The sequence below is a fragment of the Bradyrhizobium septentrionale genome (genome assembly GCF_011516645.4).
Lineage (GTDB): Bacteria > Pseudomonadota > Alphaproteobacteria > Rhizobiales > Xanthobacteraceae > Bradyrhizobium > Bradyrhizobium septentrionale.
In genome coordinates this window covers 8015443-8031643 of record NZ_CP088285.1, presented here as the reverse complement: position 1 = coordinate 8031643, position 16201 = coordinate 8015443, and the positions used below count along the sequence as shown (strand labels likewise).

Genomic DNA, 16201 nt, shown 5'->3' with positions numbered 1-16201 from the left:
CGTGACCGCGGCGCTCAGGCAGGGGCGGCCTCGTTCGCCCGGCGCTGCTTGGTGATCGGTGAAATGCCTGCATCGGCCGCCGGCGCGGCGTCGCGCGTGATCAGTCTGTATTGCGGACGCCGCGTCAGCCGGTACACCGCGGCGGGCGGCACGTTGAGGATGGCGCGGTCGACCAGCGTGGCGCGCAGGCCGAGCCGGTCGAGGATCGGCCGCCGCACCGGACAGCGCATCCCGTAGGTGAATTGATAGAACGCGCCGCCGGGACGCATGTAGCTGAACGCGCCGCCGACGATCGAGATCACCTTGCGCGGCGACATGTTGAGCAGCGGCAGTCCGCTGACCACGGCGCCGACCGGTGCGCCGTCATAGAGCCGTTCCGACGCCAGCCGCGCCGCGTCCATCCAGAGCACGCGCGCGCCGGGAAAACGCAGCTGCAACAGCCGCATGAAATCCGAGCCGTATTCGATCAGCGTGAGATCCTGCTGGCGCACGCCGCGCTTCAACAGCTGATAGGTGAAGGCGCCCGTGCCCGGACCGAGCTCCAGAATCGGACCGGTGTTGGCGCTGATGTCGCGCGTGATCAGTTCGGCGAGCGCAGCACCCGATGGCGCAATGGCGCCGACGCGGCCGGGGGCTGCCATCCACGCCGTTAAGAAAGAGATGAGATCATGTGACATTGGGATTCCCAGCGAGGTGTCGTCACGCTTCTAGTCAGTTGCGAAGCGTGTTGTCTTGTTTGCGGGATCTGCATTGCGACAACATTGCGCGATGTTGCCAAAGCGTTTTCGAGCGAAGTGGGCACCGGTTCGCGTGAAGAAAACGCGTCAAAACTAGAGTCTAGAGCCCGTTCCGATTCAATCGGAACGGGCTCTAGCGTCACGACACGAACGGCGCCGGCGGTAATGTCATGCGGAAGCATGCACCGCCCTTGGGACCATCGAGCACGGAGACGTGACCGCCATGCAGCCTTGCGATCTCGCGCACCATGTTGAGCCCGAGGCCGGCGCCGCGGTCGAGCGGCGCAAGCCGGTAGAACGGATCGAAGATCCGCGTGCGCTGATCCCGGGGGATGCCGTCGCCTTCGTCTGACACGTCGATGGTCGCGGCGCTGCCGACATGGATCGTGATGGTGCCGCGGCGGCCGCCATGCTGGATGGCGTTCTGCACCAGATTGGTCAGCGCGCGCTCCAGCGCGGCGCGGTCGCCAAGCGTTTCGACCCGATCGGTCGCGGAATCGAGCGAGAGCTCGTAACCGGCCGCAATCGCGAGCGGCGCGAGGTCCGCGGCAACGCTGCGCGCGGCGGCGACGAGGTCGACGCGGACGAACGGATTGCGGCACTGGTCGAAGCGCTGGATGTCGAGCAGTTGCTCGGCGAGCGTCGCAAGGCGGGCGGAGTCCTCGAGCAGGCGGGTTTTCTCGGGGCCTGGCGGCAGCGATTCCAGCCGCGTGTTGAGGATCGCGATCGGCGTGCGTAATTCATGTGCCGCGTCGGCGACGAAGCGCTGGTGGCGTGAATAGCCGTCGTCGAGCCGCTTCAACGCATCGTTGACGGCAGTCACGAGCGGCGCGACCTCAAGCGGCAAATGGTCCGCCGACAGCCGGCTGCCGCGCTGGCGGAAATCGATCCGGCGTGCCTCGTCGGCGGCGGTGTCGAGGCCCGAGAGGGCGCGCTTGATCACCATCGGCGTGGCCACGAAGGTCGCGGCGGCCATCAGCAGCAAGCCGGGCACGGTGACGACCAGGAAGGTGAGGGAGGCCGCGAACAGCGCCTTGGCGCCGGTCATCCGTCCCTGCGTCGCGGTGATGATCTGCACATTGCCGGCATCGGTGTTGACGCGCTTCATGCGCGCCGGCGGCTTGCGCGGATCGTCCTCGAACATCTGCCAGCCGAGCCGCGCCTGGCTGATATGGTCGAGCGCCCCGCCGATCTTGCTGAACTCGTCCGGCACCTTACCGTCGGAGAGCGTTTCGCCCTGGCGGTCGCGCACCAAGAACCAGAGGTCGGGCGCTTCCTCGCGCAGCTGCTTCAGCTCCGCGGTCGGACGCAGCTCCAGCCTGCCGTTACCGTCGCGCCCGAGTGCCCATTGCACGACGTCCACCGCGCGGTCCTCGTCGCGCTCGATGACGGGCAGGCCGCAGGCCCACAGCGCGCCGACCACGAGTGCGATGATGGCAATCAACAACGTGGCTTGCAGCGTCACCAGCCGCCAGCTCAACTTCGAACGCAGGCAATAGTGATCCGCCGCTTCGCTCATGACACCTGCTTCAGCAGATAGCCGACGCCGCGGATGCTGTGGATCTCGACACCGGCGCCGCTGTCGGCGAGCTTGCGCCTGAGCCGCGAGACATGGGCATCGAGCGCGTTCGAGGCGATCTCGTCCTCGAAATTGTAGACCGCTTCCTCGAGCGTCGCGCGCAGCACGGTGCGGCCAACGCGGCGCAGCAGCGTCTCCAGCACCAGCAGCTCGCGCCGCGGCAGCTCGAGCGGGTGGCTGTCGACGCTGGCCTCGCGATGGGCGCAGTCGAACGCCACGCGGCCGGCCTTGATGATCTCGAGCTGCAGCCCGGCGGGACGGCGCAGCACGGCGCGCAGCCGCGCCAGCAGCTCCTCGACGGCAAAGGGCTTTGCCAGATAGTCGTCGGCGCCGCTGTCGAGGCCGGTGATGCGGTCGGCGAGGTCGCCGCGCGCGGTCAGCACGATGATCGGGACGCCGTCGGCCTTGGCGCGCAGTTTCGGAATCAGCGTCAGCCCGTCGCCATCCGGGAGCTGGCGGTCGAGCAGCACTGCGGCATGCACCTCGGCGCAAATCGCCTCCTCGGCCTCGGCAAGGTTCGGCACATGGTCGACCACCATGTCATAGCCCTTCAGCGCCTGCGATAGCGCCGCCGCCATTTCGGCCTCGTCTTCCACCAGCAGTATCCGCATGTCCTCTCAGTCCTGCACCGGAACGCCGGTGCCAAAGCACGATGAGGTCATCGCGCGTTAGTCTCTTGTTGAGCATGATCTCCGCGCAAGCGCCTCGCGTTTGTCGCGAGGGAAAGCCGCTTCGCACTTTTCCGGATCATGCTTTGGGCAAGTAACATTGCAACAACATTGCGGAAATGCTTCACCTGCCGCGAGCAGGGGCGGCATATCGTCAGCAAATACGCAAAAAGCAGCCGGAAATTTGAGTTTCTACGGCGCGAGACGTATCAAACAGCTTATCCGGCCGAATTGGAACTGGTCATTTCCGCTATGCGTCCGCTTTGAAGGCGATTTCAGCAATGGGGCCACAACCGGACTCATGCACCGCAATCGGCGACCTCTTTCGATTACTTCGCAGGCGTGGCCAACGTTGATGGCTCGCAAGACTGGTCCTCATCGCCCCTTAGCGCAAGTCGCGTCGCGTTCGCGTGACGTCACGCATGAGGAGCGCAGTCAGGATCACGTGTAGAACAACCACTGGCCACAGAAGGACACCGGTCAAACTACCTGCGAAACCCAGGTAGGCCAGATACAGCGTGCACAACACGCTGTAGCTCAGCATGCCGATAAGCGGCGGACCCGGCCAGCAGGCGATCCCCAAGGCAATCAGAGCGATGCCAGCCACGCGTGCTACGGGCACTGCGACGCCGGTAATTTGCTCGCCCAGCAACAACTGCCCGACGAATGAGGGAACGATCAGCAACGACAACCCCGTAGCGGCCTCGCCGATGGCCGCGAAGGTCAACGCGCTTTTCATCGCTTTCCGCCACTGGCTCCTTGCATGGTGCCCTTCGGTGCTTCAATCGGATCCGGTTCCGGCGCTGCCATTGGCGCCAATTCTGCCCTCGGCTCAGTTACGGCCTTGGTTTCCGGTTCGAGCTTGAACGTTAGCTTGTTGATCTTACCGGTGAACTTGAACGGTGGATCGTAGCGATACTCGATCATCGCCACCCCGGTGCGGGTGTCCTGGCCGATGTCGAATGTCTCGTCCTCCGGAAACGTGATCGGCGTGCCGTGTTCGATGGATTTCCGGTCTACTTCCTTGCCGTCCACCGAGAGTACGCCTGTGCCCCCCTTGCCAAGGCCCGGACCTTCAGAGTTGAAGTCGAAGACGATGGTGTGCTTGCCCGCGCCCAATTCGGACCCGGACCAGATCGTGCGCTTGAGGTTGAGCAGGTTGTAGATGAAGACCGGTTTGCCCCCGCGGATGCCCGCAATACCCTTGCTCAGGAAAAGCCCGTAGCCGCCGAAGCGTCCGCCTTCGGTAACGATCATGCCTTCCGCGCCGCCCTTCGGAATCTCGACTTCGGCAGTGATCGTGTAGGACTTGTTGAGGATGCTCGGCGCCGCGCTGGCCGGCACGCCGGTCAACTCACCCGAATAATTGAAGGTCGTTTGCCCTGCCGTAAGGCTCGGTCGCGGTGTATTCCATCGCAGGAGGGTCGTATTGTCGAGCGGCAGCACGTTGTACTTCTTCGCCTCGACATCGAAGAGGACCTGCATTTCCTTGACCTTTTCCGGCATCTGCGCGGCAAGGTCATTGAATTGAGTCGGGTCTTCCTGGACGTTATAGAGTTCCCACTTGTATCCCGTGATCACATCCGGCGGGGGTGCGCTGCTCAGTTCCCAGGGAAGCGTGATCGGCGTCGTGCACGCAATCCAGCCGTCGCTATAGATCGAGCGATTGCCGAGCATCTCGAAATATTGGGTCGTGTGCGTCGACTTGGCATTGGCATTCGCCTTGTCCCATGTGTACGCCATACTCACCCCTTCCATGGGGCTCTGCTTGACGCCGTCGATTGTATCGGGCTGCGAAATGCCGGTTGCCTCAAGGATGGTCGGGGCGATGTCGATGACGTGATGGAACTGACGGCGGATGCCCCCCACGTCGTTGATATGGCCAGGCCAGGACATCACGACGCCCTGGGCGGTCCCGCCGAAATGTGACGGCACTTGCTTGACCCATTTGAACGGGGTGTCCATCGCCCACGCCCACGGAGCGGCAAAATGCGGGAAGGTCTTGTCCGAGCCCCAAAACGGGTACCAGAGGTACTGAGCCTTCACCGGCACCGGGACGCCATTGAAGGTCGTGAACTCGTTGGGAGTACCGTTGATCATGCCTTCGGCGCTCGCGCCGTTGTCACCGCCGATGTAAATGATCAAGGTGTTGTCAAGCTCTCCGAGGTCTTCTACCGCCTGGATGACCCGGCCGATCTCATTGTCGGCGTAAGCGAGGTAAGCGCCGTAGACATCGGCTTGCCTGATGAAGAGCTTCTTCTCCAGCAAACCGAGTGAGTCCCACTGCGGCAATTCTTTCGGCCACGGCGTCAGCTTGGCGTTTTCGGGCATGATGCCCAGGCGCTTCTGGTTAGCGAAGATCTTCTCGCGCACCTTGATCCATCCATCATCGAACAAGTGCATATCGCTGATCTTCTTGATCCACTCCGGCGTGGGATGATGTGGGGCATGGGTGGCGCCAGGAACGTAATAGACAAAGAACGGCTTGCCGGGCGCAATCTGCTTGAGTTGCTTCATGTGTTGGATGGCCTCGTCGGCCATGGCGGTTTCCAGGTTCCAGCCAGGATTGCCCTGGAAGGGATAGATGGCCGTCGTGTTGCGAAACAGGTTCGGCTGCCACTGGCTGGCGTCGCCGCCGACAAAACCGTAAAAATACTCGAACCCCATGCCGTTGGGCCATTGATTGAAAGGCCCTGCCTGACTCGACTGGAACGAAGGTGTGTTGTGGTCCTTGCCGAACCACGAGGTGGCGTACCCGTTCGCCTTCAGGATGGTGCCGATGGTGCCCTTCTCGATCGGGATGATGGAATCGTAACCCGGGAATCCAGTCGATATTTCGCCGACCACGCCGAAGCCGACAGAATGGTGATTGCGGCCGGTGATGATCGCCGCCCGCGTCGGTGAGCAGAGCGACGTGGAATGAAAATTGGTGTAGCGCAGCCCCTGCGCGGCGATGCGGTCCATGGCAGGCGTAGGAATGACGCCGCCGAAGGTGCTCGGTGCACCGAAGCCCTGGTCGTCCGTCATGATGAGCAGGACATTGGGCGCCCCCTTGGGTGGCACGACGCGCGGTGCCCACCACGCCGTAGATTCCGAGGCCTTTTCCTTGATCACGCCACCGAATTTTGGGTCGGGCGGCGGAAGTTGTTGTCCAGTGATTGTGGTGGTGGCGCCAGGCGAACCTGGGACACCAGTGATCTGTTGAGCCAATGCCGAGGTACAACTGAGGGCGAGAAGACTAGCGCTCGCAAAGATGCGATGACTGATTTTCATGGCGGAAACCTCCGGTTGGAAGCTGGCCTTTGCAAAACAACAGGTCGCGTGTTCGATAGAATAATCGCATTGAGCGGACCGACTTTGAGCTAGGTCAAACCAGTGGCTTGGACAAAAGGGGCCACGGCCGATGTTCGTTGGGGGGCAAAAGGCGGTCATCGATTGGGGTCGGCAACGCTGCCATGTTGTCACCCCCTCAAGACAGCCCGGAACCGGCTGGCTATAACCGCCCGCACACAAATCTGGGAGGACCGCCAATGATCTACGAGACCCGCGTCTATCGCTGCCTGCCGGGCCGGCTGCCGGCGCTGCTCAAGCGCTTCGAGACCATCACGCTGAAGCTGTGGGAGAAGCATGGCATCAAGCAGGCCGGCTTCTTCACGACGCTGGTCGGGGAATCCAACCAAGAACTGACCTATCTGCTCGCCTGGGAATCGCTTGCCGAGCGCGAGAAGAAGTGGACCGCGTTCCAAAGCGATCCGGAATGGATCACCGCGCGCGCCAAGACCGAGGAGGACGGCCAGATCGTTCTCAACATCGTCAACCAGCTGCTGGTGCCGACGTCGTTCTCGTCGGTGAAGTGACGCCAGTGCGGGGGTGAGGGGCGGCGCGATGACGACATCGCGTCGCGCCCGACCGCGGGACGCCTAGTCGGGGCAGCCCGACGTCTGATCGCCTTCGCGGACCATCGGCTTGCCGTTGATGAAGACGCCATGGCTGCCTGACGTCGTCTTGCCGCCGCAATGGGTGCGGTCGCCGATCACGACCGCGGGCTTGCCGTTGATCAGGACATTGGGCACGCCCTCGACCAGCGGGCCGCCATTGCTGGTGGTGTCGCCGCTGCGCGCGGCCGGCTTGCCGTTGATGGTGACGCTGGCGGCGCCGCCGGTGACGACCCCGGGCGGGCTGCTGGCCTGACCGTGTGCAAGGCCCGACATCGCCGACAAGGCGGCCACGGCTCCGATCGCTAGCAAGATGCGCATGTCATGCCTCTCGTCGTCCCGTTGGGAATCTGTTCCCGCGCCAGTCTATAGGCGGTTGGGGCAGGATTGTGATAGCACGGCCCACCCACGGCGTCAGCGCAACCCCCTCATCGTACGGGATGGCTTGATCCATCCGGCGCGGGATTGCATGGTCGCCGGCGAAAGGATGCAGCATTTTGACCAATCAGGTTTCCGCGCCCGCCGCCGCGCCGATCGTTGCCGTCGGATCGGCCAAGTTCGGCAATGCCTTGCCTATCTCGATCATCGCAGGCCCCTGCCAGCTCGAGAGCCGCGCACACGCGCTCGAGGTGGCGTCGGCGCTGAAGGAGATCGCTATCAGGCTCAGGATCGGTCTGGTGTACAAGACCTCGTTCGACAAGGCGAACCGCACCAGCGCGTCGGCCCAGCGCGGCATCGGGCTGAAGCAGGCGCTGCCGATCTTCGCCGAGATTCGCTCTTCGCTCGGGTTGTCGGTGCTGACCGACGTGCATGAACCTGACCAGTGTGCCGACGTGGCGCAGGCGGTCGATGTGCTGCAGATCCCGGCCTTCCTGTGCCGGCAGACCGATCTCTTGCTGGCCGCGGCCGCGACCGGCAAGGTCGTCAACGTCAAGAAGGGCCAGTTCCTGGCGCCTTGGGACATGACGAATGTGGTCAGCAAGATCACCGGTGCCGGCAACGCCAATGTGCTGGTCACCGAGCGCGGCGCGTCGTTCGGCTACAACACGCTGGTGTCAGACATGCGCGCGCTGCCGATCCTGGCGCGCACCACGGGCGCGCCAGTCATCTTCGACGCCACCCATTCGGTGCAGCAGCCGGGCGGCAAGGGCGCCTCGTCGGGCGGCGAGCGCGAATTCGTGCCGGTGCTGGCACGTGCCGCGGTCGCGGTCGGCATCGCCGGCGTGTTCATCGAAACCCATCCCGATCCGGATCACGCGCCGTCCGATGGCCCCAACATGGTGCCGCTCCGCGAATTCGAATCCCTCGTCAAGCGGCTGATGCAGTTCGACGCGCTCGCCAAGACGGCTGCCTGACCGGCGGACAACGACATGACCGCAACCAGCGGCATGCCGCCCGCCCTCAATGTCATCACGCTGGCGACGTTTGCTGCGAGCCTGTCGGTGCGTGCGCTCGATCCGGTGCTGCCGCATGTCGCGGAAGATTTCGGCGTCAGCATCGCGACCGCGGCGAGCTTTGCCGCGGTGTTCGCCTTCACCTTTGCCGCGGTCCAGCCGGCGATCGGCGCCGCCGCCGATCTGTTCGGCAAGGCGCGGCTGATGACGATCTGTCTGGTACTGCTTGGCGTCGCCAACATCCTCGGCGCGTTCTCGACCTCATTCCCGATGCTGTTCGTGACGCGCATCCTCGCCGGCATCGGCTCAGGCGGCGTGTTTCCGGTGGCGCTGTCCTTGACCAGCGATCTCGTCGGCCCGGACAAGCGGCAACTCGCGATCGGGCGAACGCTGGCGGGCTCGATGACCGGCAATCTGCTCGGCGCCACGGCCTCCGGCCTGATCGGCGATCTGCTCGGCTGGCGCGGCGTGCTCGCGGTGCTCGGCGGTCTCGTGATCATCGTCGCGCTCGCGGTCGCGGCCGGCTTCCGCGGTGCTGAGCTTAACCGTCCGCCGCGCACCAGCCTGAAGGCGCTTCGCCACGGCTATCGCACCATCTTCACCAACCCGAACGCGCGCATCTGCTATTCGGCTGTTTTCATCGAAGGCTGCTGCGTGCTCGGGCTGTTTCCCTTCGTCGCCTCGTTCCTGTTCGAGCTCGGCGAGACCTCGCTGTCGATCGCCGGCATCGTGATCGCGGGCTTCGCCATCGGCGGATTGCTCTACACGCTGACGGTGTCGCGCATGCTGCCGTGGCTCGGCGTGAGGGGCATGATGATAGCAGGCGCGACGCTGGTGGGCATGCAACTGGCCGGCGCGGCCTTCGGGCTGCACTGGAAGCTGCAGATGGCAAGTCTCCTGGTGATGGGCCTCGGCTTCTACATGATCCACGGCTGTCTGCAGGTGTTCGCCAGCGAATTGTCGGTCGAGGCGCGCGCCACTGCGCTGTCGCTGCATTCGTTCTTCTTTTTCATGGGGCAGACCGTCGGTCCGATCGCCTATGGCTTCGGCCTGCAACACGCCGGCAAGACCGCGACGCTGGTCTCGGCCGCCGCGGTGATGGTCGTGCTCGGCTTCATCTGCGCAAGATTCCTGAAGCAGCGGCGACCGGCAGATGCCGATGCTCGGCTTGACGTCGAGCCCTAAGCGATCCCTTCGGCCATGTACTCATCTGTGGACGCCCCGCCAGATGCAAGCGGTTTTTGAAGAAGATTGGCACGTAGTCGGATGCTGCCATCTGTCCGGCCTCTGATGCAGCGATGGAGCTGCGGGCCCGTATGGGAGTTCGCGGACCGGAACCAAATCATAAATGCGTGCTCCAGGCACGATGAGTACATCTGGTTCTTCCGGCCCCGTCTCGCCGACTGTTGCGCCATACCCTCCTTCGACCGACTACACCTCTGACGACCTCTGGCCCGCCAAGATCACGCCTTGGCGGCAACCGGAGCTCTGTAGTTTTCGCACTTGACGAGTAGCGCCCAGACGATCCGCGCCATCTTGTTAGCGAGCGCGACGGTTACCAGCATCCGCGGTTTACGAGCCAGCATCTGTTCGAGCCACGAACCCCTTGGCGCACCGCGTTTGCTCGCCTGTTGCACGACCGCGCTGCTGCCGATGATGAGGAGGCGCCTGAGCGTGCGTTCGCCCATCTTGGATGTCGCACCGAGCTTCTGCTTGCCGCCTGTCGATCTTTGAAGAGGCGTGAGACCCAACCAAGCGGCGAAGTCACGGCCTTTAGCAAAGGTCTCGGCCGGCGGTGCTAGAGCGGCGATCGCGGTGGCGGAGATTGGGCCAATGCCGGGAACGGTCATTAGCCGGCGCGATACTTCGTCCTCGCGAGCACGTCGCGCGATTTCCTGGTCGAGGTCCGCGACCTTGCCATTGAGGTCGGTCAGCAGGTCCAACATCAATCGGAACATGGCGTGGGCCGCTTTGGGAAGCGAGCTGGCCATCTCTTCTTCCTCGATCAGGTCGGTAAGCATCGCCACGTGCGACGGCCCCTTAGGTGCGACCCAACCATATTCAGTGAGGTGTCCCCGGATCGCGTTGATGAGCTGCGTTCGCTGCCGCACTAACAGGTCACGGGTCCGAAACACCAGACCCGCCGCCTGTTGCTGTTCGCTCTTCACGGCTACGAACCGCATGCTCGGCCGCTGCGCTGCTTCGCAGATCGCCTCGGCATCGATCGCGTCATTCTTTTGCCGCTTCACAAACGGCTTTACGTAGGCGGGAGGGATCAGCCGAACTTCATGGCCAAGCTGGGCGAGTTGACGGGCCCAGTGATGGGCTCCGCCACATGCCTCCAGAGCTACCGTGCAACTCGGCTGGGCTGCGAAGAAATCCAGCAGCTTTCCTCGGCTGATCCGTTTGCTGAATATAGCTCGCCCTTTCCCGTCTGCTCCATGAGCGTGGAAAACATGCTTGGCGATATCCAGACCGATTATGATAACCTCTGACACGGACGCCTCCCTTAAGTGGTGCTCAACACCTCCACTTTGGCACATCGATGCCGTCGGGCGGGGCGTCCACCCCATCATAAACGTCAGTTTTTGGGACAACGCGGCGTAACTCGACGTCGGCGCGATGGCTGAACAGGCTTACCTCGGAGAATGCACAACAGGTTGCTAGCGGCCGCGCGTTGCGTTGGAGCAACACTTTCTTGGAAAGCGCAGGGCCAACCGCTTCCGCCATTGCGCGGCTTCATTTTGATCCGAATGATCGATGCCGTCGCGTGCTTGGCTGTGCAGCAGGGCTCGGATCGAGCCTTTTGGAGGCTACGGGATGATGAACCCGCGGCGAATTGTGACGGTGACGCCGGAGTTGTGCGGGATGGTCATTCTCGCAGGTTGGCTCTTTGCCTGGCTTGCTGGCTCTGTCGGCATCGAGAACACCGCGGCAATGTCGATCGAGGGCAGCCGCGCACCATCTCTCACCGCCGACGCCGAACTGGCTGATGCGCCACAGGCAACCGCAATCGGCAAGGTCGCCGACTTGAACGCCGACGTGGGGATGGCTGCCGAACCGGTGACGGGATCGGCCTCCGACACGACCGACACGCCGCAGACCGCCGTCATGGGCAAAGCTGTCGCTGTCGCCAGCGCCGATGGCGCAATGGCGGTCGAATCGATGCCGGCGACGGCCCCCGATGCGGCGGCGATCTCGAGCGAGCCAAAATCAATTGTCGTGGCTGCGTTGCCGGATTCGTCGCAGATGCTGCCGGTCGAAACATCGCCGGTGCAAGCGGCGACAGCGAGCACGCCTCCAGCGTCGAGCGAGACCAAGGAAACCACGAGCCGCCTCGAAATTTTCGATGAGTGCCTCGTCGTTGATGTCTGCATCGACCGGTACCTGTGGGCGCTCTACGAACGGACGCCCAAGGAAGACACCATCAGTGTGCAAGAGCGGAGGAAGGTGACAGTCAAGAGGAAGCGCAGGACGGTGACTGTCACCAGGACCTTCACCAGGCGCGTCGATAACGATTTCACGTGGAAGGATCCGAAGGCTGCGGAAAGAATGGGCATGCCGATGATCGACTATGTGATAGGAGGGATGGATCGGACCTTCAAGCTCAAGCTCTTTCATGCACTCTACGCGGCGGAGCAGGCGGGGCTGTCTCCCGGCATAACCAGCGCGTTCCGCGATGACTACCGCCAATCGATCGCGAGCGGCCTGAAGGCGGCGAGCGACAAGTCATACCATGGAGGGAGCTCCCGTGGTGGCTATGGCCACGGGCTTGCCGCCGATGTCGTCAGCGTCAACGGCGCGACACGGGCGCAGCGTTGGGTTTCCACCGAGGCCCTTTGGAAATGGATCGATGCGCGCGGATCGGATTTTGGCATCGGGCGACCGTATCTCAATCGAGATCCGCCGCATGTCGCACCGATAGACGGCAAGGAATACACCTCTCGTCGCGGCGGGACGAAAGCTCAACAAGCGGAAGCGGATGTCAAGAAGCGCAACCGGGTCGCTCTGCGGGTCGTAGCGAAACAACGAAAAACCGCCAAAGTGTCGAAGGGGAGAACGATCTGATCCGGTTCAGCTGCGCCTCTCAACTCGATGCGGGCAAGAATGCGTAGCGATCCCATCATCGTGCAAAAATACGGCGGCGCCTGTCTCGAAACACCGGCAAAAATCCGCGCAGTCGCAAGCAGTGTCGCCGATTTGCACGGCCGTGGTCATCGTGTCGTGGCGATCGTTTCAGCGATGGGCAAGACCACCGACGAACTCGTCCGGATGGCCTATCAGGTCAGCCCGCATCCCAATCGCCGCGAACTCGATATGTTATTGACCACCGGCGAGCGCATCAGCATGTCCCTGATGAGCATGGCGCTGTCTGATCTCGGCGTGCCGGCGATCAGTTTTACCGGCAGTCAAGCCGGAGTGATGACCGACGAATCCCATTCCTCCGCACGCATTCTGGATGTGCGGCCGATTCGCGTGCGCGAAGAGCTCGATCGCGGACGCGTCGTGGTGTTGGCAGGCTTTCAGGGCGTGAATCCGGCGACCAAAGAAATCACGACGCTGGGCCGGGGCGGCAGCGATACCACTGCGGTCGCCATGGCTGCGGCGCTCAAAGCGGAGTGCTGTGAAATTATCAAGGAGGTCGACGGAGTTTGCTCGGCCGATCCGCGCATCGTCGCGGATGCAAAACCCTTGCGTCAGCTGGATTTCGCATCGCTATCCGAAATGTGTTTCTGGGGCGCCAAGGTCTTGCATTTTCGCAGCGTGGAGCTGGCCCACAGACAAAATGTCCCTCTGGTCCTGAGAAAGTGGGGCGGCGCTCGGCACAGCACGCAAGTGATGAAGGAGGTTGCGGACATGGAGAACGGAAGAGTCTTGGCCGTCAACTCGATGGCTCGCATTGAGCATGTAGAGATCGATTCGGCGGACCTCAATCAAGGCTTTGAGAAGTTCGCGCGGCATCTCAAGCAAAATGGCTTGCCTTGGCCGCAACTCCTCGCCTCGGCCTTCACCGCCGGAAAAACCCGCATCATGATGACTTGCGATTCGGAGACAATCGACACGTTGCTACGTACGCTGGAAAGGAGCAAAGACTTGCGCAAGCAGCGCGAGACTCTGAGCTCGGTGAGCCTCACTTGCTTCGGCGGCATTTCTTCAGACTTGCCATACAAGGCGATTCAGATTCTGCAACGTCACGGGATTATCGCCGACAAGTATGTTTTGTCATCGCATTCCGTAAGTTTCTTTGTTCCGGTGGAGAGCCGTGAGGCTGCGGTCAAGGCTTTGCATTCGCTGACCTAGTCGAAATCTGGTGAGAGGCGTTGACGCTGGACGAAGCGAGGACGTCGAGCCCTGGCGATCTCCAGGACGTGTACTCAATAGCGTCAGCTGGCGAGCGACGGCGTTTGATCCGAAGCCGACATCCACGGCGTCATCATTGCGATTGCGGGCTGCGCTTGGGAACGCGAGTCTCGTGACGGCCCGGCGTGCAACGTCCGAAGCCACCTGGTCGATCGTGTGTGCGATAGCTGCGCTGGAGTGTCGCAGTCGGCCTCTCACAAATGTATCGATTTCAACAGTAATGTCCCGTGCTCGAGCTTACTGCGGAGCCGGTCATGGCTTCAAAGCTGTCTTTGGGCACTGTCGCGTTGATACTGGTCGGGGCAACGGTGCTTTTGATCGCAAGTCGGCCACCTGCGTGGATCGTGCTGCTGCTCGGTTCCTTCGCACTGGCGGTGCTGTATATCGTCGCGAGAATGAGGTCGCGTTACGATCCGCTCGATCCGCGCTTCGGTAGCTGCATCCCTCCGATTTCCAGGCCGAAGACCAGCGGTAGCGATGTGTCCGACCACCACAGCGACGCCTGACCTCGATCAGATGCGGATCATCATGCGGAGGTCCGCTTCAGGCCCAAGACCCAGATGCATTCTCGTCGCCTTTCCGAGGGCAGGCCGGGGGTGCCGAAATTAACGTGTGCCCGACCTAGCCGCGCCCGCGATAGGGCGCGACGCCCTGATCGGGAACCCAGATGCCCTTCGGCAGCCGACCGGTCTGGAAGAACACGTCGATCGGGATGCCGCCGCGCGGATACCAGTAGCCGCCGATGCGCAGCCATTTCGGCTCGATCTCGTCTGAGATCCGCCGGCCGATCATGACAGTGCAGTCCTCATGGAAGGCGCCATGGTTGCGGAAACTCGCGGCGAACAGTTTCAGCGATTTGGATTCCAGCAGCCAGCGGCCCGGCACATAATCGATCACCAGATGCGCGAAATCCGGCTGTCCCGTCACCGGGCAGATCGAGGTGAATTCCGGCACCGTGAAGCGCACCAGATAATCGGTACCAGCCTGCGGATTGGGCACGCGGTCGAGCTGCGCCTTTTCCGGCGCGTCGGGCCATTCCACCGCTCGCCCGAGTTGCAGGCCGGGGGAGGTCGTTGATTTGCTGGATTTCTTCGCCATTCGGGTCTCCGTGGCGTCCTCTTAGCCAATGATGGCGCCCCCGTCACCCGGCCTTTTCCCCCTCGATGCATTGCGCTAGAAGCAGCGCCATCCGACCCCCTCACTGCCATAAGAGGTTCTCATGACTGCCATTATCGACATCATCGGCCGCGAAATCCTGGATAGCCGCGGCAATCCCACGGTCGAGGTCGATGTGGTGCTGGAGGACGGGTCAATCGGTCGCGCGGCGGTGCCGTCGGGCGCGTCCACCGGCGCGCATGAGGCGGTGGAACTGCGCGACGGCGACAAGGCGCGCTATCTCGGCAAGGGCGTCCAGAAGGCGGTCGCCGCCGTCAATGGCGAGATCTTCGAGGCGCTCAGCGATCACTCGGTCGAGGAGCAAGTCGCGATCGACCAGATCATGATCGATCTCGACGGCACGCCGAACAAGAGCCGGCTGGGGGCCAACGCCATCCTCGGCGTCTCGCTCGCCTGCGCCAAGGCGGCCGCCGAATCCTTCGACATGCCGCTGTATCGTTACGTCGGCGGCACATCGGCGCGGACGCTGCCGGTGCCGATGATGAACATCATCAATGGCGGCGTGCATGCCGACAATCCGATCGACTTCCAGGAATTCATGATCTTGCCGGTCGGCGCCGCGTCGTTTGCCGAAGCGCTGCGTTGCGGTTCGGAAATCTTCCACACGCTGCGCGGCGAACTGAAGAAGGCCGGCCACAACACCAATGTCGGCGACGAGGGCGGTTTTGCGCCGAACCTGCCGTCGGCCGACGCCGCGCTCGAGTTCATCATGAACGCGATCGGCAAGGCCGGCTACAAGGCGGGCGGCGATGTCCTGCTCGGCCTCGACTGCGCCTCCACCGAATTCTTCAAGGAAGGGTCCTACGTCTATGGCGGCGAGAACAAGACCCGCTCGCGTTCGGAGCAGGTGAAATATCTCGCCGATCTGGTCGGCCGCTATCCGATCGTCACCATCGAGGACGGCATGTCGGAAGACGACATGGACGGCTGGAAGGAGCTGACCGATGCGATCGGCAACAAGTGCCAGCTGGTCGGCGACGATTTGTTCGTCACCAACGTGACGCGGCTTGCCGACGGCATCAAGAACGGCCGCGGCAATTCGATCCTGGTCAAGGTCAACCAGATCGGCACCCTGACCGAGACGCTCGCCGCGATCGAGATGGCCTACAAGGCCGGCTACACCGCCGTGATGTCGCACCGCTCCGGCGAGACCGAGGACTCCACGATCGCTGATCTGGCGGTCGCCACCAATTGCGGTCAGATCAAGACCGGCTCGCTGGCGCGCTCCGACCGTACCGCCAAGTACAACCAGCTGCTGCGCATCGAGCAGCAGCTCGGTACCCAGGCGAAATACGCGGGCAGGGCGGCCTTGAAGGCGCTGGCGTAACGCCCCAACTTGATCGGAGCCTAA

General features: G+C 62.9%; 15 protein-coding genes. 7 read left to right on the top strand and 8 right to left on the bottom strand.

Annotated elements, in window-relative coordinates:
• Positions 1-14 precede the first annotated feature (14 nt).
• The 5 genes from HAP48_RS40170 to HAP48_RS40150 all read right to left on the bottom strand — a co-directional run bounded on the left by HAP48_RS40170 (position 15) and on the right by HAP48_RS40150 (position 6257).
• Positions 15-677: a class I SAM-dependent methyltransferase gene (locus HAP48_RS40170; RefSeq protein ID WP_166205324.1), complete on the bottom strand. Its 663-nt coding sequence runs from the start codon at positions 675-677 to the stop codon at positions 15-17.
• 199 nt (positions 678-876) lie between these two features.
• A complete protein-coding gene (locus HAP48_RS40165) occupies positions 877-2256 on the bottom strand; it encodes a sensor histidine kinase (RefSeq protein ID WP_166205323.1) in 1380 nt (459 codons plus the stop codon).
• Complete coding sequence (locus tag HAP48_RS40160; RefSeq protein WP_166205322.1) at positions 2253-2927, bottom strand: response regulator; 675 nt, start codon at positions 2925-2927, stop codon at positions 2253-2255. The genes HAP48_RS40165 and HAP48_RS40160 overlap by 4 nt, the downstream gene beginning before the upstream one ends.
• 442 nt (positions 2928-3369) lie before the next feature.
• Positions 3370-3723, bottom strand: coding sequence for a hypothetical protein (locus HAP48_RS40155; RefSeq protein ID WP_166205321.1), 354 nt, complete (start codon positions 3721-3723; stop codon positions 3370-3372).
• Positions 3720-6257 (bottom strand): arylsulfatase, encoded by a 2538-nt coding sequence (locus HAP48_RS40150; protein ID WP_166205320.1) that lies wholly within the window; start codon positions 6255-6257, stop codon positions 3720-3722. The genes HAP48_RS40155 and HAP48_RS40150 overlap by 4 nt, the downstream gene beginning before the upstream one ends.
• Before the next feature lie 257 nt (positions 6258-6514).
• Here HAP48_RS40150 and HAP48_RS40145 point away from each other — a divergent pair, with 257 nt between their 5' ends.
• A complete protein-coding gene (locus HAP48_RS40145; RefSeq protein ID WP_166205319.1) occupies positions 6515-6841 on the top strand; it encodes an NIPSNAP family protein in 327 nt (108 codons plus the stop codon).
• Positions 6842-6904: 63 nt separating this feature from the next.
• Here the strand turns inward: HAP48_RS40145 and HAP48_RS40140 are convergent, their stop codons facing one another.
• A complete protein-coding gene (locus HAP48_RS40140) occupies positions 6905-7240 on the bottom strand; it encodes a PAAR domain-containing protein (RefSeq protein ID WP_166205318.1) in 336 nt (111 codons plus the stop codon).
• Positions 7241-7416: 176 nt separating this feature from the next.
• On the opposite strand from HAP48_RS40140, the gene kdsA reads away from it, so the two are divergent.
• Both kdsA and HAP48_RS40130 read left to right on the top strand, forming a co-directional pair.
• Complete coding sequence (gene kdsA / locus HAP48_RS40135) at positions 7417-8274, top strand: 3-deoxy-8-phosphooctulonate synthase (protein WP_166205317.1); 858 nt, start codon at positions 7417-7419, stop codon at positions 8272-8274.
• A 15-nt stretch (positions 8275-8289) separates the two neighbouring features.
• A complete protein-coding gene (locus HAP48_RS40130; protein ID WP_166205316.1) occupies positions 8290-9498 on the top strand; it encodes an MFS transporter in 1209 nt (402 codons plus the stop codon).
• A gap of 278 nt (positions 9499-9776) precedes the next feature.
• Here the strand turns inward: HAP48_RS40130 and HAP48_RS40125 are convergent, their stop codons facing one another.
• Positions 9777-10811, bottom strand: a complete 1035-nt coding sequence (locus HAP48_RS40125; protein ID WP_166205315.1) for an IS110 family RNA-guided transposase — start codon at positions 10809-10811, stop codon at positions 9777-9779.
• A 322-nt stretch (positions 10812-11133) separates the two neighbouring features.
• Here HAP48_RS40125 and HAP48_RS40120 point away from each other — a divergent pair, with 322 nt between their 5' ends.
• From HAP48_RS40120 to HAP48_RS40110, 3 genes are all read left to right on the top strand, one after another.
• The gene (locus HAP48_RS40120; protein ID WP_224496795.1) at positions 11134-12381 is read left to right on the top strand and encodes a peptidase M15; all 1248 of its coding nucleotides are present in this window, start codon (positions 11134-11136) and stop codon (positions 12379-12381) included.
• Between the two features lie 39 nt (positions 12382-12420).
• The gene (locus HAP48_RS40115) at positions 12421-13614 is read left to right on the top strand and encodes an aspartate kinase (RefSeq protein ID WP_166205314.1); all 1194 of its coding nucleotides are present in this window, start codon (positions 12421-12423) and stop codon (positions 13612-13614) included.
• Between the two features lie 314 nt (positions 13615-13928).
• Complete coding sequence (locus tag HAP48_RS40110; RefSeq protein ID WP_166202845.1) at positions 13929-14180, top strand: hypothetical protein; 252 nt, start codon at positions 13929-13931, stop codon at positions 14178-14180.
• Between the two features lie 115 nt (positions 14181-14295).
• Here the strand turns inward: HAP48_RS40110 and queF are convergent, their stop codons facing one another.
• Entirely contained in the window at positions 14296-14772 is a 477-nt protein-coding gene (queF, locus tag HAP48_RS40105) for a preQ(1) synthase (RefSeq protein WP_166205313.1), read from the bottom strand.
• A gap of 121 nt (positions 14773-14893) precedes the next feature.
• Here queF and eno point away from each other — a divergent pair, with 121 nt between their 5' ends.
• Positions 14894-16177, top strand: a complete 1284-nt coding sequence (gene eno, locus HAP48_RS40100; protein ID WP_166205312.1) for a phosphopyruvate hydratase — start codon at positions 14894-14896, stop codon at positions 16175-16177.
• The last annotated feature ends 24 nt before the right edge of the window (positions 16178-16201 follow it).

What these genes read in the sequence shown, in the direction of transcription:
- HAP48_RS40170 (WP_166205324.1), bottom strand. Translation starts at nt 677, where the DNA reads ATGTCACATGATCTCATCTCTTTCTTAACGGCGTGGATGGCAGCCCCC.
- HAP48_RS40165 (WP_166205323.1), bottom strand. Translation starts at nt 2,256, where the DNA reads ATGAGCGAAGCGGCGGATCACTATTGCCTGCGTTCGAAGTTGAGCTGG.
- HAP48_RS40160 (WP_166205322.1), bottom strand. Translation starts at nt 2,927, where the DNA reads ATGCGGATACTGCTGGTGGAAGACGAGGCCGAAATGGCGGCGGCGCTA.
- HAP48_RS40155 (WP_166205321.1), bottom strand. Translation starts at nt 3,723, where the DNA reads ATGAAAAGCGCGTTGACCTTCGCGGCCATCGGCGAGGCCGCTACGGGG.
- HAP48_RS40150 (WP_166205320.1), bottom strand. Translation starts at nt 6,257, where the DNA reads ATGAAAATCAGTCATCGCATCTTTGCGAGCGCTAGTCTTCTCGCCCTC.
- HAP48_RS40145 (WP_166205319.1), top strand. Translation starts at nt 6,515, where the DNA reads ATGATCTACGAGACCCGCGTCTATCGCTGCCTGCCGGGCCGGCTGCCG.
- HAP48_RS40140 (WP_166205318.1), bottom strand. Translation starts at nt 7,240, where the DNA reads ATGCGCATCTTGCTAGCGATCGGAGCCGTGGCCGCCTTGTCGGCGATG.
- HAP48_RS40130 (WP_166205316.1), top strand. Translation starts at nt 8,290, where the DNA reads ATGACCGCAACCAGCGGCATGCCGCCCGCCCTCAATGTCATCACGCTG.
- HAP48_RS40120 (WP_224496795.1), top strand. Translation starts at nt 11,134, where the DNA reads ATGATGAACCCGCGGCGAATTGTGACGGTGACGCCGGAGTTGTGCGGG.
- HAP48_RS40115 (WP_166205314.1), top strand. Translation starts at nt 12,421, where the DNA reads ATGCGTAGCGATCCCATCATCGTGCAAAAATACGGCGGCGCCTGTCTC.
- HAP48_RS40110 (WP_166202845.1), top strand. Translation starts at nt 13,929, where the DNA reads ATGGCTTCAAAGCTGTCTTTGGGCACTGTCGCGTTGATACTGGTCGGG.
- queF (WP_166205313.1), bottom strand. Translation starts at nt 14,772, where the DNA reads ATGGCGAAGAAATCCAGCAAATCAACGACCTCCCCCGGCCTGCAACTC.
- eno (WP_166205312.1), top strand. Translation starts at nt 14,894, where the DNA reads ATGACTGCCATTATCGACATCATCGGCCGCGAAATCCTGGATAGCCGC.